We start from the raw sequence: 25,875 nt of genomic DNA, 5'->3' as shown, positions 1-25,875 counted from the left end.
ATACGGCACACCGGCGACTGCATGGCTCGCCGGTCAGAACAGGTTCAACTGCATGTCGTCGCGCGGCTTCGCGCCGGCCGCACGCACCGCGACACGCGGTGCCGGCACCCCGGCGGCAGGCGCACCGCTGAACCGCGACAGATCGAGGATACCGTTCGTGCGTTCGTTCAACCCGAGCCGCTTGACGGCCTGGCGGAAGCGCTGCCGCAACAGGTCGGCCCAGATCCCCTCGCCCTTCATCCGTTTCGAGAAATCGGAGTCGTAATCCTTGCCGCCGCGCATGTCGCGTACGCGGTTCATCACGCGCTCCGCACGATCGGGAAAATGCGCGGCAAGCCATTGCTTGAACAACGGCGCGACCTCCCACGGCAACCTCAGGATGATGTAGCTCGCATGCGTCGCGCCGGCTTCCGCGCAAGCCTCCAGCACGCGCTCCATGTCGGGCTCGGTCACGAACGGTATCACCGGTGCAATGCTCACGCCGACCGGCACGCCCGCATCTCGCAGCGCGCGAATCGTGCGCAGCCGCCGCGCCGGCGTGGCCGCACGCGGCTCCAGCGTGCGCGCGAGCTCGGCATCGAGCGTCGTGATCGTGACCGCCGCCATCACCTGCCCGCGTTCGGCCATCGGTGCGAGCAGGTCGAGATCGCGCTCGATCAGCGACGATTTCGTGATCGCCGCGAACGGCAGCCCGCGATCGTGCATCACCTGGATCACGCTGCGCGTAATGCGCAGGTCGCGCTCGACCGGCTGGTATGCGTCGGTGTTGACGCCGAGCGCGATCGGCTCCGGCACGTAGCGCTTGCGCGAAATCTCGCGCTCGAGCAGTTCGGCCGCATTCACCTTCGCGTAGATGCGGCTTTCGAAATCGAGCCCCGGCGACAGCCCGAGGTAGCTGTGCGTCGGCCGCGCGAAGCAGTAGATACAACCGTGCTCGCAGCCGCGATACGGATTGAGCGACACGCTGAACGGAATATCGGGCGACTGATTGTGCGTCAGGATGCTCTTCGCCCGCTCCTCGAATACCTGCGTGCGCAGCGGCGCGGGGAAATCGGCATCGTCGGACTCGTACGTCCAGCCGTCGTCCACCGCTTCGCGCTGCGCGATTTCATACCGCCCCTGCAGGTTGTCGACCGCACCGCGCCCCTTGCGGGGCACGGGCGGCGCTACCGGAAATTCGTTGTCGGACCGATCGTCCATGTGCCCACCCATTCGCCTGCGCCCAATACTGTACATTTATACAGTATTGGGCGCAGCATGCCAAGAGCGGGATAAAGGGCCCGACAAACGGGCCGCCGGTACGTCACTCGCCGACGGCGATCGTCAGCGTTTCCTTGATTTCTTCCATCACGACGTAGCTCTTCGACTGCACGGCACCGGGCAACTGCAACAGGATGTCGCCGAGCAGCTTCCGGTAGTCGGCCATCTCGCCGATCCGCGCCTTGATCAGGTAGTCGAAATCGCCGGAAACGAGATGGCATTCGAGCACCTCGTCGATCTTCATCACTTCCCGGCGGAATTGCTCGAACATGTTGCCGCCCTTGTGGCCGAGCGTGATCTCGACGAACACCAGCAGCGCGGCGCCCAGCTGGCCCGGGTCGACCCGCGCGTGATAACCGGTGATCACGCCGTCGCGCTCCATGCGCCGCACGCGCTCGATGCACGGCGTAACGGTCAGTCCGACCTGTTCCGCGAGGTCTTTCATCGCCATCCGGCCGTCGTCCTGGAGCAGTTTCAGAATGCGCCGGTCGAGCTTGTCGAGCGAGCGTACGGGCTGACGTTGCGTTCTCATTTGTTTATGCTGAAAACCGAAAAAATACGATAACAAAAACTGCACATTCGACAATACCATAGCTCGAAAAACTAGATCAGCTAGAGGTTACACGGAGCCGCAGGTGCGCCCGGCCTCAATCTGGTCCCTTCCATCTGGAGCAACTATGCGAGTCGTCATTCTGGGCAGCGGTGTAGTGGGCGTGGCAAGCGCGTATTACCTTGCGCGCGCCGGCCATGAAGTCACTGTGATCGACCGGGAAGCCGGCCCGGCGCTGGAGACGAGCTTCGCGAACGCAGGCCAGATCTCGCCCGGCTATGCCGCGCCGTGGGCCGCGCCCGGCGTGCCGCTGAAGGCCGTCAAGTGGATGTTCGAAAAGCACGCGCCGCTCGCGATCCGCCTCGACGGCACGCGCTTCCAGCTCCAGTGGATGTATCAGATGCTGCGCAACTGCACGGCCGAGCGCTATGCGGTCAACAAGGGGCGCATGGTCCGTCTCGCCGAATACAGCCGCGACTGCCTGCAGGCGCTGCGTGCCGACACCGGCATTCAGTACGAAGGCCGCACGGGCGGCACGCTGCAACTGTTCCGCACGCAGCAGCAACTCGACGGCGCGGCGAAGGACATCGCCGTGCTGCAGGAAGCGAACGTGCCGTTCGAACTGCTGTCGCCGGCCGAACTGAAAAAAGCCGAACCGGCGCTCGCCGCCGTCTCGCACAAGCTGACGGGCGGCCTGCGCCTGCCGGGCGACGAAACAGGCGATTGCCAGCTGTTCACGACGCGCCTCGCCGCCCTCGCCGAATCGCTCGGCGTCAAGTTCCGCTACAACACGCCGATCGATGCGCTCGCGATCGCGGGCGGCAAGATCGCCGGCGTGCAGTGCGGCAGCGAGACGGTGCGTGCCGACGCGTACGTCGTCGCGCTCGGCTCGTATTCGACCCGCTTCATCTCGAACCTGATGAAGATTCCCGTCTATCCGCTCAAGGGCTATTCGATCACCGCGCCGATCGTCAACGAAGCCGCCGCGCCCGTGTCGACCGTGCTCGACGAGACCTACAAGATCGCGATCACGCGCTTCGACCAGCGCATCCGCGTCGGCGGCATGGCGGAAATCGTCGGCTTCGACAAGACGCTGCGCGCGGCGCGCCGCGAAACGCTCGAGATGTGCGTGAACGACCTGTTCCCGGGCGGCGGCGATACGTCGAAGGCCACGTTCTGGACAGGCCTGCGCCCGATGACACCGGACGGCACGCCGATCGTCGGCCGCACGCCGGTGTCGAACCTGTTCCTGAACACCGGCCACGGCACGCTCGGCTGGACGATGTCGTGCGGCTCGGGTCAACTGCTCGCGGACCTGATCTCGGGCAAGATGCCCGCGATCCAGGCCGACGATCTGTCGGTGCATCGTTATCTGAAGGACGTGCCCAGCCAGACGCGCCCGGCATACGCGTAAATCGGAACGGCCCGCGATGCGGGCCCGTTGCATCAGCGAAAAAGGCGCCCGAGGGCGCCTTTTTCGCTTCGGAGGCTGCGGCGTGCAGCGACCGCGAATGTCGATTCGGCACGAGGCTTCAGTCAACGTGCGCATGCTGCCGTCGCACGGCGATCGAATCGACGCTACCAGTCGTGCGTGCGCGACGATACGTTCCGCACGGCACGGTACGATCCGGAATCTTCCTGACGAGCGACGCTCGCGCCTCTTCGCTTCGGCGAAAAAGCGTCAACCTATTTCAGGACGGGACAGACACACAAAAAAGGGGCGCTCGTCGCGCCCCTCTTCTCGTGTGCTTTACCGCTGAAGCGTCACGCCGCGTCAGCCGAGCTCGGTCACGAGCTCCGGCACGAGCGAGAACAGATCGCCGACGAGGCCGTAGTCGGCCACGCTGAAGATCGGCGCTTCCGGATCCTTGTTGATCGCGACGATCACCTTCGAATCCTTCATCCCGGCCAGATGCTGGATCGCGCCCGAGATACCGACCGCGATGTACAGCTGCGGTGCGACGATCTTGCCGGTCTGGCCGACCTGGTAGTCGTTCGGCACATAGCCGGCGTCGACTGCCGCGCGCGATGCGCCGAGTGCCGCTTGGAGCTTGTCCGCCAGCGGCTCCAGCACCTTCGTGTAGTTCTCGCCGCTGCCCAGGCCGCGGCCGCCCGACACGATGATGCTCGCGCTGGTCAGTTCCGGACGGTCCAGCTTCGTCACTTCACGGCTGACGAATTGCGACTTGCCGGCGTCGGCTGCCGCTTCGATCTTCTCGACCGCTGCGCTGCCGCCTTCCGCCGCCACCGGATCGAAGCCCGTCGCACGCACCGTGATGACCTTGATCGGGTCGCTCGACTGCACCGTCGCAATCGCATTGCCCGCGTAGATCGGGCGCTCGAACGTGTCGGCCGAATCGACCGCCGTGATGTCCGAGATCTGCGCAACGTCCAGCTTCGCGGCGATACGCGGCGCGATGTTCTTGCCGTAGGCCGTCGCCGGCGCGAGGATGTGCGAGTAGTCCTTTGCAATGTTCAGCGCGGTCGCTTCGACGTTTTCCGCGAGGCCTGCTTCGAGCTGCGGCGCGTCGGCCAGCAGCACCTTCGACACACCTGCGATCTTCGCGGCCGCGTCGGCAGCCGCTTGCGCGTTGTGGCCCGCGACCAGCACGTGGATGTCGCCGCCGATCTTCGCAGCAGCCGCCACCGTGTTCAGCGTCGCGGCCTTGATCGACGCGTTGTCGTGTTCTGCAATCACCAGAATCGTCATTTCTTTCCGCTCCCTCTTACAGCACCTTGGCTTCGGTCTTCAGCTTCTCGACCAGCGTCTTCACGTCCGGCACCTTCACGCCGGCTGCGCGCTTCGGCGGCTCGGCCACCTTCAGCGTCTTCAGACGCGGCGTGACGTCAACGCCCAGGTCTTCCGGCTTCACCGTTTCGAGCGGCTTCTTCTTCGCCTTCATGATGTTCGGCAGCGTCACGTAGCGCGGCTCGTTCAGGCGCAGGTCGGTCGTCACGACTGCCGGCAGCGTCAGCGACAGCGTTTCCGCGCCGCCGTCGACTTCACGTGCCACGGTTGCCTTGCCGTCGGCGATCGTCACCTTCGACGCGAACGTCGCCTGCGGCAGGCCGGCCAGCGCAGCGAGCATCTGGCCCGTCTGGTTCGAATCGTCGTCGATCGCCTGCTTGCCGAGGATCACGAGCTGCGGCTGTTCCTTGTCGACCAGCGCCTTGAGGATCTTCGCGACGGCCAGCGGCTCGACGCTGTCGTTCGACTCGACGAGGATCGCGCGATCCGCGCCGATCGCCAGCGCCGTGCGCAGCGTTTCCTGCGCTTGCGCGACGCCCACCGACACCGCGATCACTTCGGTCGCCACGCCCGCTTCCTTCAGGCGCACGGCTTCTTCAACGGCGATTTCGTCGAACGGGTTCATCGACATCTTCACGTTCGCGATGTCGACACCCGTGTTGTCCGACTTCACGCGGACCTTCACGTTGTAGTCGACCACTCTTTTCACTGGCACCAGGATTTTCATGCACACGCTCCAAAGTTACGAATACGACCAGAGGCCATTTTATAGCGCGACCTCATGACTGCGCGGCCAGGCGGCCCCAACCATCATGGTTGTCGAGGATACCGCTTCTTGGCGACGCGCCAATGATAGCGAACGGTCGTTCTATTTTAAAAGAGAAAAAACCCGGACGCAAAGCCCGGGTTTTCGATCATCGACTCTAATCCCGCCGGGCGTCCGCGCTCCACCGTTACCAGGCAGCAACGACCGCGCCGCCGAACTTGCCTTCGATGAACTGCTTCACGTCGGCCGAGTGATACGCCGCAATCAGCTTGGCGACCCACGGCTTGTTCCGGTCCGCCTCGCGGATCGCAAGGATGTTCGCGTACGGGCCGTTGGGGCCCTCGATCGCGATCGCGTCCTGCTTCGGTTTCAACCCCGCTTCCATCGCGTAGTTGGTATTGATCGCGGCCGCGTCGACGTCGCCGAGCGAGCGCGGGATCTGCGCCGCATCGAGCTCGACGATTTTCAGCTTGCGCGGATTGTCGACGATATCGAGCGGCGTCGCCTTCAGCCCAGCATCCGCGCGCAGCTTCAACAGCCCCTGCTTCTGCAGCAACAGCAGCGCGCGGCCGCCGTTGGTCGGATCGTTCGGAACCGCGACGCGCGCGCCCGGCTTCAGTTCGGCCAGCGACTTCACGCGCTTCGAATAGATGCCCATCGGGAACGTGACGGTGTCCGCGACCTTGAGCAGCTTGTAGCCGCGATCCTTCACCTGCGCCTGCAGATACGGATCGTGCTGGTAGCTGTTCGCGTCGAGGTCGCCCGACGCGAGCGCCGCGTTCGGCTGCACGTAATCGGAGAATTCGACGATGCGGATCTCCAGGCCGTCCTTCGCCGCGACCTTCTTCACCACTTCCATGATCTGCGCGTGCGGACCGCCCGTCACCCCTACCTTGATGGTTTCCGCCTGCGCATGCGCGCCCGCGAACAGCGCGGCCGCGCCCAGCGCCGCCGCAAACTTCAGCATGAAGCGTCGTTGCATCGTGTCTTTCCTATCGGATCGGTTTGGTCTTATTTGTGGCTCAGCCGGCGCACCAGCCAGTCGCCGAACGATTGCACGATCTGCACGAACACGATCAGGATCGCGACGACCGTCCACATCACTTCCGGCAGATAGCGCTGGTAACCGTAGCGGATCCCGAGATCGCCGAGCCCGCCGCCGCCGATCGCACCCGCCATCGCCGAATAGCCGACGAGCGACACGAACGTGATCGTCAGGCCCGCGACGACGCCCGGCAGCGATTCGGGCAACAGCACCTTGAATACGATCTGCGACGTGGTCGCGCCCATCGACTGCGCGGCCTCGATCAGCCCGCGATCGACCTCGCGCAGCGCCGTTTCGACGAGACGCGCGATGAACGGCGCGGCTGCGAGCGTCAGCGGCACGACCGCCGCGGCCGTGCCGATCGACGAACCGGTGACGAGCCGCGTAAACGGAATCACCGCGACCAGCAGGATGATGAACGGCGTCGAGCGGACCGCGTTCACGATGCCGCCGAGCACGCGATTCACCGCGAGGTTCTGCAACACGCCCTGGCGATCGGTCAGGTAGAGCAGCACGCCGAGCGGCAGGCCGACGAGCGCGCCGACCGCCCCGGAGATGCCGACCATGATCAGCGTCTCCCAGAACGACTGCACGAACATATCGAACATCTCACTCAACATACGAAAGCTCCTCTACCACCACACCTTGCTCGCGCAGGAACGCGAGCGCCTGCCCGACCTTGCCCGGCTCGCCGCCGGCGAGCACCGCGAGCGAACCGAATGCCTGCCCCTGGATCTCGTCGATCTGGCCGTGCAGGATGTTGAAATCGAGTTCGTACCGGCGGATCGTTTCCGACAGGATCGGCTGGTCGACACCCGAGCCCGTGAACGCGAGCCGCAGCAGATGCCCGCTGCCCGTCTTCAGCCGCTCGGCCACGCGCGCCTTCAGCGCGGGCGGCAGCTCCTGCGCGATCACGTCGCCGATCAGCGCGCGCGTGACTTCGTGATGCGGTTGCAGGAAAACGTCGATCACGCGGCCCTCTTCGACCACGCGCCCCGCGTCGAGCACCGCGACGCGATCGCAGACCTGCTTGATCACTTCCATCTGGTGCGTGATCAGCACGATCGTCAGTCCGAGTTCGCGGTTGATGCGCTTGAGCAGATCGAGGATCGAACGCGTGGTTTCGGGATCGAGCGCGGACGTCGCCTCGTCCGACAGCAGCACCTTCGGCTGGCTCGCCAGCGCGCGGGCGATGCCGACGCGCTGCTTCTGGCCGCCGCTGATCTGCGCCGGATAGCGATCCTTCTGCGCGGACAGCCCGACCAGGTCGAGCAGCGGCAACACGGCGGCCTCGATGTCGGCACGGCTCGCGCCGGCCAGTTCGAGCGGCAGCGCAACGTTGTCGAACACCGTGCGCGACGACAGCAGGTTGAAGTGCTGGAAGATCATGCCGATCTCGCGGCGCGCCTCGCGCAGCGCAGCGGCCGACAGCAGCATCAGGTCGCGCCCGCCGACGACGACATTGCCTTCGGTCGGCCGCGTGAGCAGGTTGATGGTGCGCACGAGCGTGCTCTTGCCGGCGCCGCTTCGGCCGATGATGCCGAACACCTCGCCTTGCGGGATCGTCAGGTTGACGTTGCGCAACGCTTCGACCCAACCGCCCGGGCCGGGGAAACGCTGCGAAAGATTGCGTAATTCGATCATGTAAACAAAACGGCGGCCGGCCGGCGAGTTGGCCCGCCAGTCGGCCGCCGATGCATCTGGAATAGCCGGCGATTTTACCGCAAACCCCTCATTCCCCTTAATAATCGATTTCGATCTTTTCATAACCGGACGAAATTAGAGGAGCGCCGCTTCGTCCCTCTGGGAAGGTCGCGACTATGATCGGGAACGCACTTGCCAACGAACCGGAGACACGCCAGATGAGCGCCACCACCACGCCGGCCGCCGCACCCGCCGCCATCGCCGGATCGGCGCCTTCGGCGCCCGCGCCGCACATGGGCCGGCTGCGTACCGCGGACGGGCTCGAACTGGCGTCGTACCGCTGGCCGGCCGGCGACGGCAGCGTGCCGCCGCGCGCGACGATCGCGCTGGTGCACGGCCTGGCCGAACACGCGGGCCGCTATGCCGCGCTCGCCGGCCGGCTGAACGCAGCCGGCATCGACGTGCTTGCGATCGATCTGCGCGGGCATGGCCAGTCGCCGGGCAAACGCGTGTGGGTCGAGCGTTTCGACGGCTACCTGAACGACGCGGATACGTTGGTCGCGGACGCCGCGCGCGGCGATGCGCCGCTGTTCCTGATGGGGCACAGCATGGGCGGCGCGGTCGCGGCGCTCTACGCGATCGAACGTGCACCGGCTCGTGGCCATGCGCTGGCCGGCCTCGTGCTGTCGAGTCCGGCGCTTGCGCCGGGGCGCGACGTGCCGCGCTGGATGCTTGCGCTCAGCCGCCTCATCAGCCGTGCATGGCCTACTTTCCCCGCGATCAGGATCGATGCGGCCCTGCTGTCGCGCGATCCGGCCGTCGTCGCGGCCAATCGCGCCGACCCGCTCGTGCATCACGGCGCCGTGCCCGCACGCACCGGCGCGGAAATCCTCGATGCGATGGCGCGCATCGAGAGCGGCCGCGGCGCGTTGCGCGTGCCGGTGCTCGTCTATCACGGCACGGAGGACAAGCTGACCGAACCCGACGGCAGCCGGGCGTTCGGCGCGCACGTCGGTTCGCCCGATCGTACGCTGACGCTGTACGAAGGCGGCTTCCACGAAACGATGAACGATCTCGAACGCGACCGCGTGATCGACGCGCTGATCGCGTGGATTCATGCGCGCGTGCCGGCGCGCTGAACGCGCCCGGCCCGGCCGGTCAATCGCGAATCAGATCCCGGCCAGCACGCGCAGGTGCGCGACGACGCTGCGCCCGAGCGCGGACAGGTTGTAGCCGCCCTCGAGGCAACTGACGATACGGCCCTGCGCATGCCGGCGCGCCACGTCGACGATCCGCGCGGTCAGCCATTCGAAATCGGCTTCGACGAGGCCGAGATTGCCGATATCGTCCTCGCGATGCGCATCGAAGCCGGCCGACACGAACAGCATCTGCGGCTTGAACGCGTCGAGGCGCGGCAGCCAGAACATGTCGACGGCTTCGCGGATCGCCATCCCGTTGCTGCGTGCGGGCATCGGCAGGTTGACCATGTTCGGCGCCTGATGATCGACGCCCGAGAACGGATACAGCGGATGCTGGAAGAAGCTGCACATCAGCACGCGCTCGTCGTTCGCGAACGCCGCCTCGGTGCCGTTGCCGTGATGCACGTCGAAATCGACGATCGCGACGCGCTCGATGCCGTGTACGTCGAGCGCGTGCCGCGCGGCGATCGCGACGTTGTTGAAGAAGCAGAAGCCCATCGCGCGCGCGGGCTCCGCATGGTGGCCGGGTGGACGGACGCCGCAGAACGCATTTGCGTAGCGGCCTTCGATCACCGCGTCGGTCGCCGCGATCGCGGCGCCGGCCGCGCGCAGTGCCGCGCGCCACGTGTCGCGATTCATCAGCGTGTCAGGATCGATCTCGACGTAACCGTCGACCGGCGTCATGCTCCGAATGTAGTCGATGTGCGCCTGCGTATGCACCCGGCCCAGCGCGACCTCGCTCGCGAACGGTGCGGTTTCGTGCACGATCAGGTCGTCGATGCGGCTCGCAATCAATTGATCCTGGATCGCCGACAGGCGGGCCGGACATTCCGGATGCCATTCCCCCATCTCGTGCAGCATGCAGTCGGGGTGCGTATAGAAAGCGGTTGCCATAAGCTGTCATCCGCGGCGCACGGTGCGTCGCAGGTCTCCATCAATGATGTCCATCGTCTGCCGCGAATTCGCCGCTAACTTACCACAACGGGGGCCAGCTTCGGCCCGGCGCGCCGGATGCGTCGGGTATACTGCGCCGAACACAATCGCCCTGTCCGCCCGCTTCGACATGAATTCCAGCAAGCCTGCCGCCCTTCTTTCCGCGCTGTTCCGGGTTCGCGCTCCGCTCGTCGCCGCTGCCCTCGCCGCTGCCCTCGGCACCGCACCTGCCGCCGCGCAGACGCAGCCGGCGAAGCCCGCCGGCACGCTCGTCGCCCAAGCCCAACCGCAGCAGGAGACGCCGCAAGGCCAGACCTTCGAAGAGGAAATCGTTCCACAGCGTTACGCGAACAATGCGAAGGTCGACGCGTTCATCGACGAGATGGTGAGCCGCAACGGCTTCGATTCGGCAAGCCTGCATGCGCTGTTCTCGCGCATCAGCTACTCGGCGACGGCCGTCAAGCTCGTGAAGCCGGCCCCGTCGCCGACGGTCAAGAACTGGCGCGTCTATCGCTCGCGCTTCATCGAGCCGATCCGCATCAACGCGGGCGTGAAGTTCTGGAAAGCGAACCAGGCCACGCTGCAGCGCGCGTCCGAGCAGTTCGGCGTGCCGCCCGAGGTGATCGTCGGCATCATCGGCGTCGAGACCATCTATGGCCGCTACATGGGCAATTTCCGCGTGCTCGACGCGCTGACGACGCTCACGTTCGACTACCCGGACACGCCGAACCGCGACAGCCGCCAGGCCACGTTCCGCAAGAACCTCGAAGACTTCCTGGTCTGGACCCGCGACAACCAGCTCGACCCCACCACCGTGCTCGGCTCGTACACCGGCGCAATCGGGATTCCGCAGTTCCTGCCGAGCAGCATCCGCGAATATGCGGTCGACTTCGACGGCACGGGCCACGTCGATCTGCGCAGCAGTCCTGTCGATGCGATCGGCAGTGTCGCGAACTACCTGAAGCAGCACGGCTGGGAAACGGACCGTCCGGTGGTCTGGCAGATCACGCCCGATACAGGCAGCCTGGGCATCGCGCAGGCCGCCGCCGACGGCCAGCCCGAGCCGCACTGGGCGCTGTCGCAACTGCTGCGTGCGGGCATGACGTTGAACGAGCCGACGGTCAACATCACGACCGAAGCCGGCACGCCGGTCACCGTGGTCGACTTGCCGACGCCCGGGCGCGCGACCGAATACATGCTTGGCCTGAAGAACTTCTATGTGCTGACGCGCTACAACCGGAGTTTCTTCTACGCGCTCACCGTGTACCAGCTCGGCGAGGCAGTGAAAGCACAGATGGAAGCGAGCGGCGCGCTACAACCCGCCGCTGCCGCGACGCAGTCGCAGTAAGCACTGGCCGTCAAAGAAAAGCGCCGCAGAAGCGGCGCTTTTTTATCGATGCGCCGATCGCGCACCCCTCGCGCGCTCAGGCGGGAAACACGCCCGTGGACAGGTAGCGGTCGCCACGATCGCAGACGATGAACACGATCGTCGCATTCTCGACCTGGCGCGCAATGCGCAACGCGACTTCGCATGCGCCGCCCGACGAAATGCCCGCGAAGATACCTTCGACCGCCGCGAGCCGGCGCGTCATCGTTTCCGACGCAGCCTGACTCACGCTCTCGACGCGGTCGACGCGGCTGCGATCGAAAATGGTCGGCATGTACGCTTCCGGCCACTTGCGAATGCCCGGAATACGCGAGCCGTCTTCCGGCTGCGCGCCGACGATCTCGATCGCCGGATTCTGTTCCTTCAGGTAGCGCGACGTGCCCATGATCGTGCCCGTCGTGCCCATGGCCGACACGAAGTGCGTGATACGCCCCTCGGTATCTCGCCAGATCTCCGGCCCCGTTCCTTCGTAGTGCGCGACGGGATTGTCGGGGTTGCCAAACTGGTCGAGGATCACGCCCTTGCCTTCGCGCTGCATCTGTTCCGCGAGGTCGCGCGCCAGTTCCATCCCGCCCTTCACCGGCGTCAGGATGATTTCGGCGCCATACGCCGCCATGCTCTGGCGACGCTCGACCGACAGATCCTCCGGCATGATCAGCACCATCTTGTAGCCGCGGATCGCCGCGGCCATCGCGAGCGCGATGCCCGTGTTGCCGCTCGTCGCCTCGATCAGCGTATCGCCCGGCTTGATGCGCCCGCGCGCCTCGGCCTTGCCGATCATCGACAGCGCCGGGCGATCCTTCACGGAACCTGCCGGATTGTTGCCCTCGAGCTTCGCGAGCACCACGTTGTTGCGGGCGCGAATCTCGTCGTCCGGCAGGCGGACCAGTTGCACGAGCGGCGTATTGCCGATCGTGTCTTCGATAGTTTTGTAAGCCATGGATATACCGTGAGTACGAGGCCGATCAATCGATCGATTGTAAACCAGCACCAGCACGCGCGCCGGCAACCCCATTGCGACGATGGAATACGCGCGCCGCGCGGTGCGCGATCGCCGCGTACGCCGCCCCATGCAAAAAACCCGCGGCATGCCGCGGGAAGCCGTCGCAACGACGGCGGCTGAAGGAGCCCTTTGCGGATACGTGCGACCCGTTATTTCTGCGCGGTGCGAGCCGGTGCGGCGGCCGGTTTCGCTGCCGCCGGCTTGCCTGCGGCCGACGGCGCCGCGCCCGCCACCGCACCGATCGTCAACCCTTCCTGCTGAAGCCGCTCGACGGTATGCCCGCCCATGCCCTTCACGCGCGTGGCGAAATCGTCTGCATTCCTGAACGGGCCGCGTGCGCCGCGCTCGTCGAGAATCGCCTTCGCCCGCGCCGGACCGATGCCCTTGATACCGACGAGCGCATCCTCGTTCGCGGTGTTAACGTCGACGGCCGCCCAGGCCGACGCCACTGCGCCGAGCATGACCACCGCGGCAAACCATTTCCTGATCATGTGCTGGATCTCCGAAGAAAAACGGCCGGCGGCTGCCGACCGTGAGACCCAGTCTATCGATGCAACGCGCCGGTTTAAACCTGGCCGGATAGCCAACGAACGTAGCGGTCGACGCCTTCCTGCACGGTCAGGAACGGTGCGTCGTAGCCGGCCGCGCGCAGTTTCGTCTGGTCGGCCTGCGTGAAGCACTGGTACTTGCCGCGCAGCGCATCGGGGAACGGCACGTATTCGATCAATCCCTGCTCGACCTGCTGCGCGAGCGTCAGCGGTGGCTGGTTGTCGAGTGCGCGCAGCGTGTTCACGACCGTCGACGCGATATCGTTGAACGGTTGCGCCCGGCCCGTACCGAGATTGAAGATGCCCGACTTCTCCGGATGATCGAAGAAGAACAGGTTCACCTTGGTCACGTCCTCGACGGACACGAAATCGCGCGTCTGCTCGCCCGGCGCATAACCGTTGTACTCGCCGAACAACTTCACCTTGCCTTCCGCGCGGAACTGGTTGAAGTTGTGGAACGCGACCGACGCCATGCGTCCCTTGTGCGTCTCGCGCGGACCGTACACGTTGAAATAGCGGAAGCCCGCGATCTGGCTCTTCGCGCTCGGCAGCACGCGACGGATCACCTGGTCGAACAGGAACTTCGAATAGCCGTATACGTTCAGCGGCGCCTCGACGTCGCGTTCCTCGACGAAACGCGTCGAGCCGCCGTAGATCGCGGCCGACGATGCATACAGGAACTGCGTGCCCTGCGCGAGGCAGGTATCGAGCACCGCGCGGCTGTAGCGGAAGTTGTTGTCCATCATGTAGCGGCCGTCGGTTTCCATCGTGTCCGAACAGGCACCTTCATGAAATACCGCGCGTACCTTGCCGAAATCGCCGCGCGCGAAGCGTTCGACGAATTCGGTCTTGTCGAGATAGTCGTCGATCTCGCAGTCGACGAGATTGCGGAACTTGTCCGCGCGCGTCAGGTTGTCGACCGCGATGATGCGCGTCTCGCCGCGCTCGTTGAGCGCCTTGACGATGTTCGCGCCGATGAAACCGGCTGCGCCGGTAACGATGAGGGTCATGATCGTCCTGCCTGAAAAGTGCGAGCCACTCGTGCAGCGCGCTCGTCGCGCCGCCGAATGCACTCAGTGAAACAGTTCGTCGTAGTCCACCGTGGCCGTGCCGAGCTTGCCGACCACGATGCCGGCCGCGCGATTCGCGAGCACCACGGCGTCGACGAGCGGCACACCGGCGCCGAGCATCGTCGCGACCGTCGCGATCACGGTGTCACCCGCGCCCGACACGTCGAACACTTCGCGCGCAAGCGCCGGCGCATGCAGTTCGCCGCCCGCGGAAAAGAGCGTCATGCCCTCTTCCGAGCGCGTGAGCAGCAACGCGTCGATGCCGAGCGCCGCACGCAAATTCGCGACGCGCGCGCGCAGGTCGTCTTCCGATTTCCACTGCCCGACCACCTCGCGCAACTCCGCGCGATTCGGCGTGATCAGCGATGCGCCGCGATAGCGTTCCCAGTCGTCGCCCTTCGGGTCGACCAGAACCGCCTTGCCGGCCGCACGCGCCTTCTCGATCATCGTCGTGACGTGCGTCAGGCCGCCTTTCGCGTAATCCGACATCAGCACGACGTCGTGCTGCGGCAACAGCGCGTCGAAGCGCGCGAGCCCCGCGAGCAGCACCTCGTGCGTCGGCATCGCCTCGAAGTCGACGCGCAGCAACTGCTGCTGACGCGCGAGCACGCGCAGCTTGATCGTGGTCGGTAACGCCGGATCGCGCTCGAGATGCGGCGTCACGCCGCTGCCGGCGAGCAGCTCGACGATCCGCTCGCCGGGCTCGTCGCAACCGACGACGCACAGCAGCCCGGCCTGGCCGCCGAGCGTCACGGCATTGCGCGCAACGTTGGCCGCACCGCCGAGCCGCTCCTCCTGACGCTGCACGTGCACCACCGGCACCGGCGCTTCAGGCGAAATGCGATCGACGTTGCCGAACCAGTAACGGTCGAGCATCACGTCGCCGACGACGAGCACACGCGAGCGCGCGAGTTGCTCGCGCGGCACCGGAACGACTTCGCGAAGAGTATCCATCGTACGTTCAGCCACGGGAGAACGACTGGGGATCGACATACGGCCGGCCGATCGCGTAGTAATCGATGCCCAGTTCGGCCATCGCGTCCGGCTCGTACAGATTGCGCCCGTCGAAGATCACCGGCGCCTTCAGTTCGGCCTTCAGGCGCGTGAAATCGGGGCTGCGGAATTCCTTCCACTCGGTCACGATCACGAGTGCGTCCGCGCCGGTGACCGCGGCGTCCTGCGTGTCGACGAGATGCAGTCGTGCCAGCATGTGCGCATCGTCGCCGAAATCCAGCGCGAACACGCGCCGCGCTTCGTCGACGGCGACCGGATCGTAGGCGCGCACGGTCGCGCCGCGTTCGAGCAGCGCGGCGATCAGGCGGCGGCTGGGCGCCTCGCGCATGTCGTCGGTGTTCGGCTTGAACGCCAGGCCCCAGACCGCGAATTCGCGCCCCGTCAGGTCGGCGCCGAAGCGCTGCTCGATCTTGCCGATCAGCACGTCCTTCTGAGCATGGTTGGCGGCCTCGACGGCCTCCAGGATGCGCAGCGGCTGGCCGTTCTCGCCGGCGGTGCGGATCAGCGCCTGCACGTCCTTCGGAAAGCACGAGCCGCCGTAGCCGACGCCAGCATACAGGAAGTGATAGCCGATGCGCGGATCGGAGCCGATCCCGCGGCGCACGGCCTCGATGTCGGCGCCGACCTTGTCGGCGAGATTCGACATCTCGTTCATGAACGAGATGCGCGTCGCAAGCATCGCGTTCGCCGCATACTTCGCGAATTCGGCCGAACGCACGTCCATGTAGATCGTGCGCTCGTGGTTGCGGTTGAACGGCGCGTAGAGCTTCTTCATCTTCTCGCGCGCGATCGTGCCGGTGTCGTCGTCGTCGACGCCGATGATGATCCGGTCCGGGCGCATGAAGTCCTCGACCGCAGCGCCTTCCTTCAGGAATTCCGGGTTCGACACGACCGAGAAGCGATGCGCGACGCTGCCCGCGAGCCCGCGTGCAGCCAATGCCTCGTCGACCACGCCGCGCACGCGCCGTGCGGTGCCGACCGGCACCGTCGACTTGTCGACGATCACCTTGAAGCCCGTCATGTGGCGGCCGATGTTGCGCGCGGCCTCGAGCACGTATTGCAGATCGGCCGAGCCGTCCTCGTCGGGCGGCGTGCCGACCGCGATGAACTGGATCTCGCCATGCGCGACGCTCGCCTCGATGTCGGTCGAGAAGCGCAGACGCCCCGCCGTGCGGTTGCGCGCGATGATGTCCAGCAACCCCGGCTCGTGAATCGGCATCCCGCCGTTGTTCAGGATATCGATCTTGCGCGGATCGACGTCGAGACAGAAGACGTCGTGACCGATCTCCGCGAGGCAGGCGCCCGTGACGAGGCCGACATAGCCGGTGCCGATGATGGTGATTTTCATAGATGTTCCGGTACTTCCCGGTAATTGACTAACTTGGCCGCCGGAGCGAGCCCGGCGGCAACCGCAGCGCGTTGGCTCCGCGGCCGGGATCAGCCCGGCATCGCAGGTTCGACGCGGCGCGGCGCATAGGTTTCCCAGCCGCTGCATCCGGGGCACTGCCAATAGAAGAGCCGTGCCCGGAAACCGCAATTCTGGCACGTATACCGTGGCAGATTTTTCGTGCGCTGCTTGATCAGCGCACGCATCATTTCAAGTTCCTTACGACGAGGTTCCTCGGCCGCCGCGATCTGCGCATCGAGCAGGTGCAGCATCCCCGACAGGTTCGGCGACTTTTCCATCTGCGTCCGCGCGAGCGTGTGCGCCGCATCCTGGCCACGCAACCCGGCGATATGCTGATAGGCGATGTCGAGCAGGTCGTTCGACGGATAACGATCGACGTACCCCATCAGCAACTCCGCGCCTTCGACGTTCTTGCCGAGCGCGACGTATGCCTTCATCAGCTTGTCGGCCACGAGCGGCAGATACGCCGGGTTCTGCGCTTCGACGCGCTTCCAATGCTCGATCGCGGCCGCGTGATCGCCCGCCGCTTCCGCCGCGTCGCCGGACAGGACCGTCGCACGCACGTTCTGCGGATTCACGGTCAACGCAAGGCGCAACTGTTCGGCCGCTGCGGCGGCATTCTTGCGCTGCAGCGCGTCCTGCGCGAGTTCGCAGTGAAACTGCGCAATTTCGATGCCGAGCGGCTTGTCGCTCATCGACTCGATGCGTTTCGCCGTATCGATCGACTTGTTCCAGTCCTTCTCGATCTCGTAGATCGTCAGCAGCGCCCGCTGCGCGCCGAGCGCGTAGTCGCCGTCCGCGAGCTTGTGGAACGCCTCTTCCGCGCGATCCAGCAAGCCGGCTTTCAGGAAATCCTGGCCCAGTTCGTACAGCGCGTGGTCGCGTTCGTTGACCGGCAGATCGGTGCGACTCAGCAGGTTCTGGTGCACGCGGATCGCGCGGTCGGTCTCGCCGCGACGGCGAAACAGGTTGCCGAGCGCGAAGTGCAGCTCGACCGTTTCGGGATCGAGCTTGGCAACCTCGATGAACGCATCGATCGCCTTGTCGGGTTGTTCGTTCAACAGAAAATTCAGGCCGCGAAAATACGAACGCGGCAGGTTGGCGCTCTCCGACAGGAGATTCTTCAGGTCATAGCGTGACGCCGCCCAACCGAGCGCGAACGCGACCGGAATCGCGAGCAACCACCAGAAATCCAGATCCATGCGAAATATCGAAGCAGAGACGAAAACCGCGCGATGATCGCGCGGCGTCCGTGTTAAATGACGGGCGGCATCGGCGGCTGGTCGATGACGGCAGGCGTTTCGCGCGCCGCACGCAGATCGCGCTTCAAACGCCCGTTCTCGAGACGCAGGCGGAAGATCGAAGGCAGCGCGGACAGCAGGCCGGCCAGCAGCCCCACGGCGAAGAATGCCAGGCCGATCAGGATCAGCGGCGCTTGCCATGCGTAGCCGGCAACGAAATTCAGCGTCGCGGTTTGCGTATTGGCCAGCGCAAGCACCAGCAGCAGGACGAACACCAATACCCGGATCAGCCAGACGATAAACTTCATGAAGCCCTCTCTTTGTTGAGGTTTGCCGCGGCGCGCGACTCCCCTTCGTCGCACCGAATCGACCCGTATTGTAAAGGAAGCGTTTCCGCGGCTGCGCACATCCTGTGCGCGGCGTTGCGCATCGGTGGCCGGAAATGAAAAAAGCGCCCGCAAGGGGCGCTTTTCTTTTCAGCCTTCGCCGGACAGGTTCCGGGCACACCGAACGACGTTCAACGCTCGTCGTCCGGATCGTCAGCCTTCAGCGGTTCACCGGCGCGACCGTCGACGCGTTCACGCAATTCCTTGCCAGGTTTGAAGTGCGGCACGAACTTCTCGGGCACCTGCACTTTCTCCCCCGACTTCGGGTTGCGTCCGACACGCGCCGGGCGACGATTGAGGCCAAAGCTGCCGAAACCCCGAATTTCAATGCGATGCCCTTTCGCCAGGGCGTCGGACATCGCATCGAGCATCGTTTTCACCGCGAAATCCGCATCCTTGAGGACAAGTTGCGGAAATCGCGATGCCAGCTGCGCGACCAACTCGGATTTGGTCATACTTCAGCAGACCTCGTAAGGCTTACTGGTTTTGGCCGTCGAGCTTCGCCTTCAGCAGCGCGCCGAGGTTGGTCGTACCGGTCGCAGCAGCGCTGGAGTCCGACTGCAGGCCGCGGATCGCTTCCTGTTGTTCGGCCGAATCCTTCGCCTTGATCGACAGGTTGATGCCGCGCGACTTGCGATCGATGTTGATCACCATCGCGTTGACCTTGTCGCCTTCCTTCAGCACGTTGCGTGCGTCTTCGACGCGATCCTGCGAGATTTCCGACGCACGCAGGTAGCCTTCGATGTCGCCCGTCAGCGTGACGACCGCACCCTTCGCATCGACCGTCTTCACGACGCCGTCGACGATCGAGCCCTTGTCGTTCATTGCAACGTAGTTGCTGAACGGGTCGCCTTCGAGCTGCTTGATGCCGAGCGAAATGCGCTCCTTCTCGACGTCGATACCGAGCACGATTGCTTCGACTTCGTCGCCCTTCTTGTACTTGCGAACGGCTTCTTCGCCGGCTTCGCTCCACGACAGATCCGACAGGTGGACCAGGCCGTCGATGCCGCCCGGCAGACCGATGAACACGCCGAAGTCGGTGATCGACTTGATTGCGCCCGTGATCTTGTCGCCCTTCTTGAAGTTGCGGCTGAAGTCATCCCACGGATTCGGCTTGCACTGCTTCATGCCGAGGCTGATACGACGACGGTCTTCGTCGATCTCGAGGACCATGACTTCGACTTCGTCGCCCAGCTGGACAACCTTCGACGGCGCAACGTTCTTGTTGGTCCAGTCCATTTCCGACACGTGGACGAGGCCTTCGATGCCCGATTCCACTTCGACGAATGCGCCGTAGTCGGTGATGTTCGTGACCTTGCCGAACAGGCGCGTGCCCGACGGGTAACGGCGCGAGATGCCTTCCCACGGATCGTCGCCCAGTTGCTTGATGCCCAGCGAGACGCGGTTCTTCTCTTGGTCGAACTTGAGGATCTTCGCGGTGACTTCCTGGCCAACCGACAGGACTTCGCTCGGGTGACGCACACGACGCCATGCGATGTCGGTGATGTGCAGCAGGCCGTCGATGCCGCCGAGGTCGACGAACGCGCCGTAATCGGTGATGTTCTTGACCACGCCGTTGACGATCGCGCCTTCCTTCAGCGTCTCGAGCAGCTTCGCGCGCTCTTCGCCTTGCGTTGCCTCGATCACTGCACGACGCGACAGCACGACGTTGTTACGCTTGCGATCGAGCTTGATCACGCGGAACTCGAGCGTCTTGCCTTCGTACGGGGTCGTGTCCTTGACCGGACGCGTGTCGACCAGCGAACCCGGCAGGAACGCGCGGATGCCGTTGACCATCACGGTCATGCCGCCCTTCACCTTGCCGGTGATCGTGCCGGTGACGAGCTCGTTGTTGTCGAGCGCCTTTTCCAGCGACAGCCACGATGCAAGGCGCTTCGCCTTGTCGCGCGACAGGATCGTGTCGCCGTAGCCGTTTTCGAGTGCGTCGATCGCGACGGACACGAAATCGCCCGACTGCACCTCAACCTCGCCCTGATCGTTCAGGAATTCCTCGATCGGAATGTAAGCCTCGGACTTCAGGCCTGCATTGACGACCACGAAGTTGTGGTCGACGCGCACGACTTCGGCGGAAATCACTTCGCCGGCGCGCATGTCTTGGCGGGTCAGCGACTCTTCGAACAGAGCCGCAAAGGATTCGGTATTCGGGGTGGAGGTTTGCAGGTCGGACATAAAAATCTGATTGTGCATGGCTCGCTGTGCCACGCCGGCCGGAATGGCAGGCTGAAAGGGCCAGATCGAAGACCACACGGGGTTAAGGGTTCGAAACACGCTCTGCACTTACGCGCGGAGCACCTACTGCCGCCCGCCTTCTCAGGCTGGCTGGCCAAGCGCCCGGTACCACTGCAGCACCTGATCGACGGCTTCATCGACCGAAAGTGCCGACGTATCGAGCAGCTTGGCATCTGCCGCAGGCTTCAGCGGCGCGGCTGCGCGATTGCTGTCGCGCGCGTCACGTTCACGAAGATCCCGGAGCAAGTCATCTATGTTAGCAGAAAAACCTTTTTGCATCAATTGCTTATGCCGTCTGGTCGCGCGCGCCTCGGCGCTGGCCGTCAGGAACACCTTCAGCACGGCGTCGGGGAAGATCACCGTGCCCATGTCGCGCCCGTCCGCCACGAGGCCCGGCGTCTTGCGAAACGCCCGCTGGCGCGCGACGAGCGCGGTGCGCACGGGGCCGTGCACGGCAATGGCCGACGCGCGGTTGCCGACCGCTTCGGCACGGATGTCGTTCGACACGTCGACGCCGTCAAGCTGCGCGCAGCCTTCACGGAACGTGATGTGCAGATCGTCGATCAGCTTCACCAGCGCGTCGACGTCTTCCGCGGCGATTCCGTAGCGCACGCTCGCGAGCGCCGCGAGCCGGTACAGCGCGCCGCTGTCGAGCAGGTGGAAGCCGAGGTGCGCGGCGACGAGCGCCGCGACGGTGCCCTTGCCGGAGGCGGTCGGGCCGTCGATCGTGATGACGGGAGTCGGGTGAAAGGGTCGGGTCGATTTCATCGGAACAGTCGGATCAGGCTTTGGCGAGCGCGGCGAAGCGGTCGAAATAGTCGGGGAACGTCTTGCCGACGCACTTCGGATCGTTGATCCGCACGGGCACGCCGCCCAGGCTGACGAGCGAGAAGCACATCGCCATCCGGTGATCGTCGTACGTATCGATCGCCGCGTTCGGCGTGAGCTTTTCCGGCGGCGTGACGACGAGATAGTCGGGGCCTTCCTCGACGATCGCGCCGACCTTGCGCAGCTCGGTCGCCATCGCGGCGATGCGGTCGGTTTCCTTCACGCGCCAGCTCGCGATGTTGCGCAGCGTGCTCGTGCCGTTCGCGAACAGCGCCGCGACCGCGATGGTCATCGCCGCGTCGGGAATCAGATTGAAGTCCATGTCGATCGGCTCGAGCTTGCCGTGATCGTGGCCGATGCCGCGCACGTCGATCCAGTCGTCGCCCATCGTCACGTTCGCGCCCATCTGCATCAGCGCATTCGCGAAGCCGACGTCGCCCTGGATGCTCGCCCGCCCGACGCCCTCGACCCGCAGCGGGCCGCCGCCCAGCGCCCCGGCCGCGAGGAAGTACGACGCGGACGACGCGTCGCCCTCGACCATGATCCGCCCCGGCGAGCGGTAGCGGACGCCGGCCGGCACGACGAAGCGCTGCCAGCCGTCGCGCTCGACGCTCACGCCGAAGCGCGCCATCAGCCGGATCGTGATGTCGATGTACGGCTTCGAGATCAGCTCGCCGTCGACTTCGACGACGATCCGGCCGTCCCTCGCCTTCACGAGCGGCAGCGTCATCAGGAGCGCGGTGAGGAACTGGCTCGACACGTCGCCGCGCACGCGGATCGGCGCATCGACCGAGATCGTCGCGGGCTTGATCCTCAGCGGCGGGTAGCCTTCGTTCAGCTCGTAGTCGATCTGCGCGCCGATCTGGCGCAAGCCGTCGACGAGATCGCCGATCGGCCGCTCGTGCATGCGGGGCACGCCGTGCACCCGGTAGTCGCCGCCGTTCACTGCAAGTGCGGCGGTCAGCGGCCGCACGGCCGTGCCCGCGTTGCCGAGGAACAGGTCGGCCGTCTTCGCGGTAAACGCGCCGCGCGTGCCGGCGACGACACAGGTGTCGCCGTCGCGCGCGAGCTTCACGCCGAGCTTGCCGAGTGCATCGAGCATCACGCGCGTATCGTCGGAGTCGAGCAGGTTGGTGATCGTCGTTTCGCCTTCGGCGAGCGCCGCGAGCAGCAGCACGCGGTTCGAAATGCTCTTCGAGCCGGGCAGGCGCACGGTGCCCGATGCGCTGGAGTACGGGCCGAGATCGAGATAGTCCATGGGAATCGTCCTGTTATTTCTTGACCGGTTCGGCAGCGGGCGTGCCGCCGCGTTCCTGCCATGCCTTGCGCGCGGCGCGCGAGCGCGTGAATACGGCTTCGAGCGCCGCGCCGTCGCCGGCGTCGATCGCCGCGCGCAACCGCGTGAGCACGCGTGTGTAGCCGTCGAGTTCGTCGAGCAGCGCCGCGCGGTTCGCGACGCACACGTCGCGCCACATTTCCGGGTTCGACGCCGCGATGCGCGTGAAATCGCGAAAACCGCCGGCCGCATACGAGAATTTCAGTTCCGCGTCGGCCTCGCCGAGAATCTGCTCGACGAGCGCGAACGACAGCACGTGCGGCAGATGGCTGATCGACGCGAATACGCGATCGTGCTGTTCGGTGGTCATCGTGCGCACGTCGGCGCCGGTCGCGCGCCACATCGCGTCGATCCGGGCCACCGCTTCGGGCGCGTTCTCCGGCAGCGGGCACAGCACGACGTTGCGGCCGACGTAGAGGTCCGGCAACGCAGCCTCGACGCCGCTCGACTCGCGTCCGGCGATCGGATGACCCGGCACGAACTGCACGATCCGCGCGCCGAGCGCGTCGCGCGCAGCCGCAACGACATCGGACTTGGTGCTGCCTGCATCGGTGACGATCGTCGCGCCGTCGAGCCACGGCGCAATACGTGCGAGCAACGGGCCCGTCTGTGCGACAGGCGCGGCCAGCAAGACGAGATCGGCACCGGCAAGGGCGTCGCGCACCTGCGCGTCGTCGTCGAGCGCCGCTGCGCGGTCGATCACGCCGAGCGACAGCGCGCGCTCGACCGATGCACGCGAACGGCCCACGCCGACGATCTCGCCTGCGCCGCCCGGCGCGCGTTCGCGCAGCGCGCGGGCCAGCGATCCGCCGATCAGGCCGACGCCGAAGATGACCAGTTTGTTGAATGCAAAGCCTGACACGACAAGAGCCAAGTTACGCGTGCGGGACGACGCCCAGCACGCGGAATTCCAGATTCCGGGCAACCGGCCCGCACCCGGCGCAACCTGCGCCGGATACCGCCCGCCCCCGCCTTCGGCAGCGCCGATCGGCCTGCCCTGCCCGCTTCTTCGCGCGCCGCCTGCGCACCGCAGGCGACGAGCCGCCGCGTCAGCGTGCGCGCGGATACGAACCGAGTATCTTCAGGAACGCAGCCTTTTGGCCGAGTTCCGCCAGCGCGGCCGCCACCGCCGCATCGTCGCGATGCCCTTCGATGTCGATGTAGAAGTAGTACTCCCACGTGCCGACGCGCGCCGGACGCGACTCGAAGCGCGTCATCGACACGCCGTGCCGCGCGAGCGGCTCGAGCAGCTTGAACACGGCGCCCGGCTCGTTCTTCACCGACACGATCAGCGACGTCTGGTCGTGACCGCTCTGGCCGGCCGGCTGCTTGCCGACGATCACGAAGCGCGTGCGATTGTGCGGATCGTCCTGGATCAGCGAGAACGCAATCTGCAGGCCGTAATGCGCGGCCGCGCGATCGCCCGCGATCGCGGCGACGGTCGGATCGGCCGCGGCCAGACGCGCGGCTTCCGCGTTGCTCGCCACGGCTTGCCGCTCGAGCTGCGGCGCATTCGCCGCGAGCCACTGCTGGCATTGCGCGAGCGCCTGCGCATGCGCGCAGACACGCTTCACGCCGTCGAGCGTGCCGCTCTGCGTGAGCAGGTTGTGATGGATCGGCAGCGCGAGCTCGCCGCTGATCACCAGTTGGGTCTGCAACAGCAGGTCGAGCGTGCGCGATACCGCGCCTTCGGTCGAATTCTCGACCGGTGCGACGCCGAACGCGGACGCCCCGGCCTCGACCGAGCGGAACACCTCGTCGATCGACGGGCACGGCAACCCTTCGATCGACTGACCGAAATACTCGAGCATCGCCTGCTCGCTGTACGTGCCGACCGGCCCGAGGAACGCGACGTGGATCGTCTGCTCGAGCGCGCGGCTCGCCGCCATGATCTCGCGCCAGATGGCGCTGATGTGCTCGCTCGCGAGCGGCCCCGCGCTCATGTCCTGCAGCCGCGCGATCACCTGCAGCTCGCGCTCCGGCCGGAACACCGGCGCGTTGAAATGCTTCTTGACCTCGCCCACCTCCAGCGCCACCGCGGCGCGCTGGTTCAGGAGCGCAATCAGCTGCGCGTCGATCGCGTCGATGCGGTCGCGCAGCGGTTTCAGGCGGGAATTCAGTTCGTCGTCCATGCGTTTTGCCGTGCTGTTTGAACAGCGCCGCGGTCAGGCGCCGCGCTGCTCGAAGTCCTTCATGTACTCGACGAGCGCCTTCACGCCCTCGAGCGGCACCGCGTTGTAGATCGACGCCCGCATGCCGCCGACGGACTTGTGGCCCTTCAGCTGCAGCAGCCCGCGCGCCTTTGCGCCGGCAAGGAAGTCTTCGTTGCGCGTTTCGTCGGCCAGGAAAAACGGCACGTTCATCCGCGAACGTGCTGCCGGCTCGACCTTGTTCAGATAGAAACTGCTCGCGTCGATCGTGTCGTAGAGCAGCTTCGATTTTTCGATATTGCGGGCCTCGATCGCTTCGAGGCCGCCCTGCCGCTTCAGCCACTGGAACACGAGGCCCGCGATGTAGATCGCGTAGGTGGGCGGCGTGTTGTACAGCGAGTTGTTCGCGGCGATGGTCTTCCATTCGAATGCGGACGGACAGATCGACAGCGCGCGATCGAGCAGATCCTCGCGCACGATCACGACCGTCACGCCGGCCATCCCGATGTTCTTCTGCGCACCGCCGAACAGCACGCCGTACTTCGCGACGTCCATCGGGCGCGACAGGATGTGCGACGAGACATCCGCGACCAGCGGCACGTCGCCGAGATCGGGGATCTCGAACGTCTCGACGCCGTCGATCGTCTCGTTGGTGCACAGATGCACGTAGGCGGGATCGTCCGACAGCTGCCATTCGGCGCGCGCGGGCGCACGCGTGAAGCCGCCCTCCGTCTTGCCGGTCGCGGCCAGATGCGGCGTGCAGAACTTCTTCGCCTCGCCGAACGATTTCTGCGACCACGAACCCGTCACGACGAAGTCGGCCGTCTTGCGCGAGCCGAGCAGGTTCATCGGCACGATCGCGTTTTCCGCGATGCCGCCGCCCTGCAGGAACAGGATCCGGTGGCTCGCCGGCACGCCGAGCAGGTCGCGCAGGTCGGTCAGCGCGGCCTCGTGGATCGACATGAATTCCTTGCCGCGATGGCTCATCTCCATCACGCTCATGCCGCTGCCGTGCCAGTCGAGCATTTCGTCGGCGGCCTGCCGCAACACTTCCTCGGGCATCGCCGCGGGGCCGGCGGAGAAATTAAAGACGCGCATCGTGAAAACC

25 protein-coding genes are annotated in these 25,875 nt (G+C 65.6%); 3 read left to right on the top strand and 22 right to left on the bottom strand.

What is annotated here, in order from left to right:
* Nucleotides 1-33: 33 nt before the first annotated feature.
* A complete protein-coding gene (locus WT97_RS25520; RefSeq protein ID WP_060354624.1) occupies nucleotides 34-1,212 on the bottom strand; it encodes a PA0069 family radical SAM protein in 1,179 nt (392 codons plus the stop codon).
* A 91-nt stretch (nucleotides 1,213-1,303) separates the two neighbouring features.
* Nucleotides 1,304-1,792, bottom strand: a complete 489-nt coding sequence (locus tag WT97_RS25515; RefSeq protein ID WP_012492860.1) for an Lrp/AsnC ligand binding domain-containing protein — start codon at nucleotides 1,790-1,792, stop codon at nucleotides 1,304-1,306.
* 145 nt (nucleotides 1,793-1,937) lie between these two features.
* Here WT97_RS25515 and WT97_RS25510 point away from each other — a divergent pair, with 145 nt between their 5' ends.
* A complete protein-coding gene (locus tag WT97_RS25510) occupies nucleotides 1,938-3,224 on the top strand; it encodes a D-amino acid dehydrogenase (RefSeq protein ID WP_059501664.1) in 1,287 nt (428 codons plus the stop codon).
* Between the two features lie 360 nt (nucleotides 3,225-3,584).
* Here the strand turns inward: WT97_RS25510 and WT97_RS25505 are convergent, their stop codons facing one another.
* The 5 genes from WT97_RS25505 to WT97_RS25485 all read right to left on the bottom strand — a co-directional run bounded on the left by WT97_RS25505 (nucleotide 3,585) and on the right by WT97_RS25485 (nucleotide 8,014).
* On the bottom strand, nucleotides 3,585-4,520 hold the full coding sequence (locus tag WT97_RS25505; RefSeq protein ID WP_060033586.1) for an electron transfer flavoprotein subunit alpha/FixB family protein: 936 nt from the start codon (nucleotides 4,518-4,520) through the stop codon (nucleotides 3,585-3,587).
* A 16-nt stretch (nucleotides 4,521-4,536) separates the two neighbouring features.
* A complete protein-coding gene (locus tag WT97_RS25500) occupies nucleotides 4,537-5,286 on the bottom strand; it encodes an electron transfer flavoprotein subunit beta/FixA family protein (protein ID WP_059501667.1) in 750 nt (249 codons plus the stop codon).
* A gap of 226 nt (nucleotides 5,287-5,512) precedes the next feature.
* The gene (locus tag WT97_RS25495) at nucleotides 5,513-6,307 is read right to left on the bottom strand and encodes a MetQ/NlpA family ABC transporter substrate-binding protein (protein WP_034206726.1); all 795 of its coding nucleotides are present in this window, start codon (nucleotides 6,305-6,307) and stop codon (nucleotides 5,513-5,515) included.
* A gap of 29 nt (nucleotides 6,308-6,336) precedes the next feature.
* Nucleotides 6,337-6,990 carry a methionine ABC transporter permease gene (locus tag WT97_RS25490; protein ID WP_006486982.1) on the bottom strand — a complete coding sequence of 218 codons (654 nt, stop codon included), beginning with the start codon at nucleotides 6,988-6,990 and terminating at the stop codon, nucleotides 6,337-6,339.
* A complete protein-coding gene (locus tag WT97_RS25485; protein WP_059791522.1) occupies nucleotides 6,980-8,014 on the bottom strand; it encodes a methionine ABC transporter ATP-binding protein in 1,035 nt (344 codons plus the stop codon). Before WT97_RS25485 ends, WT97_RS25490 begins: the two co-directional genes overlap by 11 nt.
* A gap of 218 nt (nucleotides 8,015-8,232) precedes the next feature.
* Between WT97_RS25485 and WT97_RS25480 the strand changes: the two genes are divergently transcribed.
* Nucleotides 8,233-9,153 carry an alpha/beta hydrolase gene (locus tag WT97_RS25480; RefSeq protein WP_060354642.1) on the top strand — a complete coding sequence of 307 codons (921 nt, stop codon included), beginning with the start codon at nucleotides 8,233-8,235 and terminating at the stop codon, nucleotides 9,151-9,153.
* Nucleotides 9,154-9,183: 30 nt separating this feature from the next.
* On the opposite strand, the gene WT97_RS25475 is transcribed toward WT97_RS25480, so the two are convergent.
* Nucleotides 9,184-10,107 (bottom strand): histone deacetylase family protein, encoded by a 924-nt coding sequence (locus WT97_RS25475; RefSeq protein ID WP_034206723.1) that lies wholly within the window; start codon nucleotides 10,105-10,107, stop codon nucleotides 9,184-9,186.
* Nucleotides 10,108-10,150: 43 nt separating this feature from the next.
* On the opposite strand from WT97_RS25475, the gene mltB reads away from it, so the two are divergent.
* Nucleotides 10,151-11,494, top strand: coding sequence for a lytic murein transglycosylase B (mltB, locus tag WT97_RS25470; RefSeq protein WP_082751483.1), 1,344 nt, complete (start codon nucleotides 10,151-10,153; stop codon nucleotides 11,492-11,494).
* A 76-nt stretch (nucleotides 11,495-11,570) separates the two neighbouring features.
* On the opposite strand, the gene cysM is transcribed toward mltB, so the two are convergent.
* The 14 genes from cysM to serC form a co-directional block, all read right to left on the bottom strand.
* Nucleotides 11,571-12,473, bottom strand: coding sequence for a cysteine synthase CysM (gene cysM / locus WT97_RS25465; RefSeq protein ID WP_059501676.1), 903 nt, complete (start codon nucleotides 12,471-12,473; stop codon nucleotides 11,571-11,573).
* 212 nt (nucleotides 12,474-12,685) lie between these two features.
* Nucleotides 12,686-13,027 (bottom strand): helix-hairpin-helix domain-containing protein, encoded by a 342-nt coding sequence (locus WT97_RS25460; protein ID WP_060354623.1) that lies wholly within the window; start codon nucleotides 13,025-13,027, stop codon nucleotides 12,686-12,688.
* A gap of 74 nt (nucleotides 13,028-13,101) precedes the next feature.
* On the bottom strand, nucleotides 13,102-14,094 hold the full coding sequence (rfaD, locus tag WT97_RS25455) for an ADP-glyceromanno-heptose 6-epimerase (protein ID WP_006496538.1): 993 nt from the start codon (nucleotides 14,092-14,094) through the stop codon (nucleotides 13,102-13,104).
* 63 nt (nucleotides 14,095-14,157) lie between these two features.
* Complete coding sequence (gene rfaE1, locus WT97_RS25450) at nucleotides 14,158-15,108, bottom strand: D-glycero-beta-D-manno-heptose-7-phosphate kinase (protein ID WP_059501680.1); 951 nt, start codon at nucleotides 15,106-15,108, stop codon at nucleotides 14,158-14,160.
* A gap of 7 nt (nucleotides 15,109-15,115) precedes the next feature.
* Complete coding sequence (locus WT97_RS25445; protein WP_060033576.1) at nucleotides 15,116-16,516, bottom strand: UDP-glucose/GDP-mannose dehydrogenase family protein; 1,401 nt, start codon at nucleotides 16,514-16,516, stop codon at nucleotides 15,116-15,118.
* An 89-nt stretch (nucleotides 16,517-16,605) separates the two neighbouring features.
* The gene (gene lapB / locus WT97_RS25440; protein ID WP_060354622.1) at nucleotides 16,606-17,778 is read right to left on the bottom strand and encodes a lipopolysaccharide assembly protein LapB; all 1,173 of its coding nucleotides are present in this window, start codon (nucleotides 17,776-17,778) and stop codon (nucleotides 16,606-16,608) included.
* A gap of 53 nt (nucleotides 17,779-17,831) precedes the next feature.
* Nucleotides 17,832-18,125, bottom strand: coding sequence for a lipopolysaccharide assembly protein LapA domain-containing protein (locus tag WT97_RS25435; RefSeq protein WP_012328123.1), 294 nt, complete (start codon nucleotides 18,123-18,125; stop codon nucleotides 17,832-17,834).
* 209 nt (nucleotides 18,126-18,334) lie between these two features.
* Nucleotides 18,335-18,658: an integration host factor subunit beta gene (locus WT97_RS25430; RefSeq protein WP_006486894.1), complete on the bottom strand. Its 324-nt coding sequence runs from the start codon at nucleotides 18,656-18,658 to the stop codon at nucleotides 18,335-18,337.
* A gap of 22 nt (nucleotides 18,659-18,680) precedes the next feature.
* Nucleotides 18,681-20,393 carry a 30S ribosomal protein S1 gene (gene rpsA, locus WT97_RS25425; RefSeq protein WP_011544885.1) on the bottom strand — a complete coding sequence of 571 codons (1,713 nt, stop codon included), beginning with the start codon at nucleotides 20,391-20,393 and terminating at the stop codon, nucleotides 18,681-18,683.
* Between the two features lie 141 nt (nucleotides 20,394-20,534).
* A complete protein-coding gene (cmk, locus tag WT97_RS25420; protein ID WP_059574065.1) occupies nucleotides 20,535-21,221 on the bottom strand; it encodes a (d)CMP kinase in 687 nt (228 codons plus the stop codon).
* Between the two features lie 13 nt (nucleotides 21,222-21,234).
* Nucleotides 21,235-22,539, bottom strand: coding sequence for a 3-phosphoshikimate 1-carboxyvinyltransferase (gene aroA, locus WT97_RS25415; RefSeq protein WP_059501687.1), 1,305 nt, complete (start codon nucleotides 22,537-22,539; stop codon nucleotides 21,235-21,237).
* 13 nt (nucleotides 22,540-22,552) lie between these two features.
* Nucleotides 22,553-23,479: a prephenate dehydrogenase/arogenate dehydrogenase family protein gene (locus tag WT97_RS25410; protein ID WP_060033573.1), complete on the bottom strand. Its 927-nt coding sequence runs from the start codon at nucleotides 23,477-23,479 to the stop codon at nucleotides 22,553-22,555.
* 187 nt (nucleotides 23,480-23,666) lie between these two features.
* On the bottom strand, nucleotides 23,667-24,749 hold the full coding sequence (pheA, locus tag WT97_RS25405; RefSeq protein ID WP_059501691.1) for a prephenate dehydratase: 1,083 nt from the start codon (nucleotides 24,747-24,749) through the stop codon (nucleotides 23,667-23,669).
* Nucleotides 24,750-24,782: 33 nt separating this feature from the next.
* On the bottom strand, nucleotides 24,783-25,865 hold the full coding sequence (gene serC / locus WT97_RS25400; RefSeq protein ID WP_059501692.1) for a 3-phosphoserine/phosphohydroxythreonine transaminase: 1,083 nt from the start codon (nucleotides 25,863-25,865) through the stop codon (nucleotides 24,783-24,785).
* Nucleotides 25,866-25,875: the final 10 nt, after the last annotated feature.

Origin of the sequence: Burkholderia sp. MSMB1459WGS (assembly GCF_001534535.1) — a bacterium.
Taxonomy (GTDB): Bacteria; Pseudomonadota; Gammaproteobacteria; order Burkholderiales; family Burkholderiaceae; genus Burkholderia.
This window is presented reverse-complemented; position numbering and strand designations above follow the sequence as displayed.

Coding starts and splice junctions, on each gene's coding strand:
- WT97_RS25520 (WP_060354624.1), bottom strand. CDS start 1,212: ATGGGTGGGCACATGGACGATCGGTCCGACAACGAATTTCCGGTAGCG.
- WT97_RS25515 (WP_012492860.1), bottom strand. CDS start 1,792: ATGAGAACGCAACGTCAGCCCGTACGCTCGCTCGACAAGCTCGACCGG.
- WT97_RS25510 (WP_059501664.1), top strand. CDS start 1,938: ATGCGAGTCGTCATTCTGGGCAGCGGTGTAGTGGGCGTGGCAAGCGCG.
- WT97_RS25505 (WP_060033586.1), bottom strand. CDS start 4,520: ATGACGATTCTGGTGATTGCAGAACACGACAACGCGTCGATCAAGGCC.
- WT97_RS25500 (WP_059501667.1), bottom strand. CDS start 5,286: ATGAAAATCCTGGTGCCAGTGAAAAGAGTGGTCGACTACAACGTGAAG.
- WT97_RS25495 (WP_034206726.1), bottom strand. CDS start 6,307: ATGCAACGACGCTTCATGCTGAAGTTTGCGGCGGCGCTGGGCGCGGCC.
- WT97_RS25490 (WP_006486982.1), bottom strand. CDS start 6,990: ATGTTGAGTGAGATGTTCGATATGTTCGTGCAGTCGTTCTGGGAGACG.
- WT97_RS25485 (WP_059791522.1), bottom strand. CDS start 8,014: ATGATCGAATTACGCAATCTTTCGCAGCGTTTCCCCGGCCCGGGCGGT.
- WT97_RS25480 (WP_060354642.1), top strand. CDS start 8,233: ATGAGCGCCACCACCACGCCGGCCGCCGCACCCGCCGCCATCGCCGGA.
- WT97_RS25475 (WP_034206723.1), bottom strand. CDS start 10,107: ATGGCAACCGCTTTCTATACGCACCCCGACTGCATGCTGCACGAGATG.
- mltB (WP_082751483.1), top strand. CDS start 10,151: ATGATGTCCATCGTCTGCCGCGAATTCGCCGCTAACTTACCACAACGG.
- cysM (WP_059501676.1), bottom strand. CDS start 12,473: ATGGCTTACAAAACTATCGAAGACACGATCGGCAATACGCCGCTCGTG.
- WT97_RS25460 (WP_060354623.1), bottom strand. CDS start 13,027: ATGATCAGGAAATGGTTTGCCGCGGTGGTCATGCTCGGCGCAGTGGCG.
- rfaD (WP_006496538.1), bottom strand. CDS start 14,094: ATGACCCTCATCGTTACCGGCGCAGCCGGTTTCATCGGCGCGAACATC.
- rfaE1 (WP_059501680.1), bottom strand. CDS start 15,108: ATGGATACTCTTCGCGAAGTCGTTCCGGTGCCGCGCGAGCAACTCGCG.
- WT97_RS25445 (WP_060033576.1), bottom strand. CDS start 16,516: ATGAAAATCACCATCATCGGCACCGGCTATGTCGGCCTCGTCACGGGC.
- lapB (WP_060354622.1), bottom strand. CDS start 17,778: ATGGATCTGGATTTCTGGTGGTTGCTCGCGATTCCGGTCGCGTTCGCG.
- WT97_RS25435 (WP_012328123.1), bottom strand. CDS start 18,125: ATGAAGTTTATCGTCTGGCTGATCCGGGTATTGGTGTTCGTCCTGCTG.
- WT97_RS25430 (WP_006486894.1), bottom strand. CDS start 18,658: ATGACCAAATCCGAGTTGGTCGCGCAGCTGGCATCGCGATTTCCGCAA.
- rpsA (WP_011544885.1), bottom strand. CDS start 20,393: ATGTCCGACCTGCAAACCTCCACCCCGAATACCGAATCCTTTGCGGCT.
- cmk (WP_059574065.1), bottom strand. CDS start 21,221: ATGAAATCGACCCGACCCTTTCACCCGACTCCCGTCATCACGATCGAC.
- aroA (WP_059501687.1), bottom strand. CDS start 22,539: ATGGACTATCTCGATCTCGGCCCGTACTCCAGCGCATCGGGCACCGTG.
- pheA (WP_059501691.1), bottom strand. CDS start 24,749: ATGGACGACGAACTGAATTCCCGCCTGAAACCGCTGCGCGACCGCATC.
- serC (WP_059501692.1), bottom strand. CDS start 25,865: ATGCGCGTCTTTAATTTCTCCGCCGGCCCCGCGGCGATGCCCGAGGAA.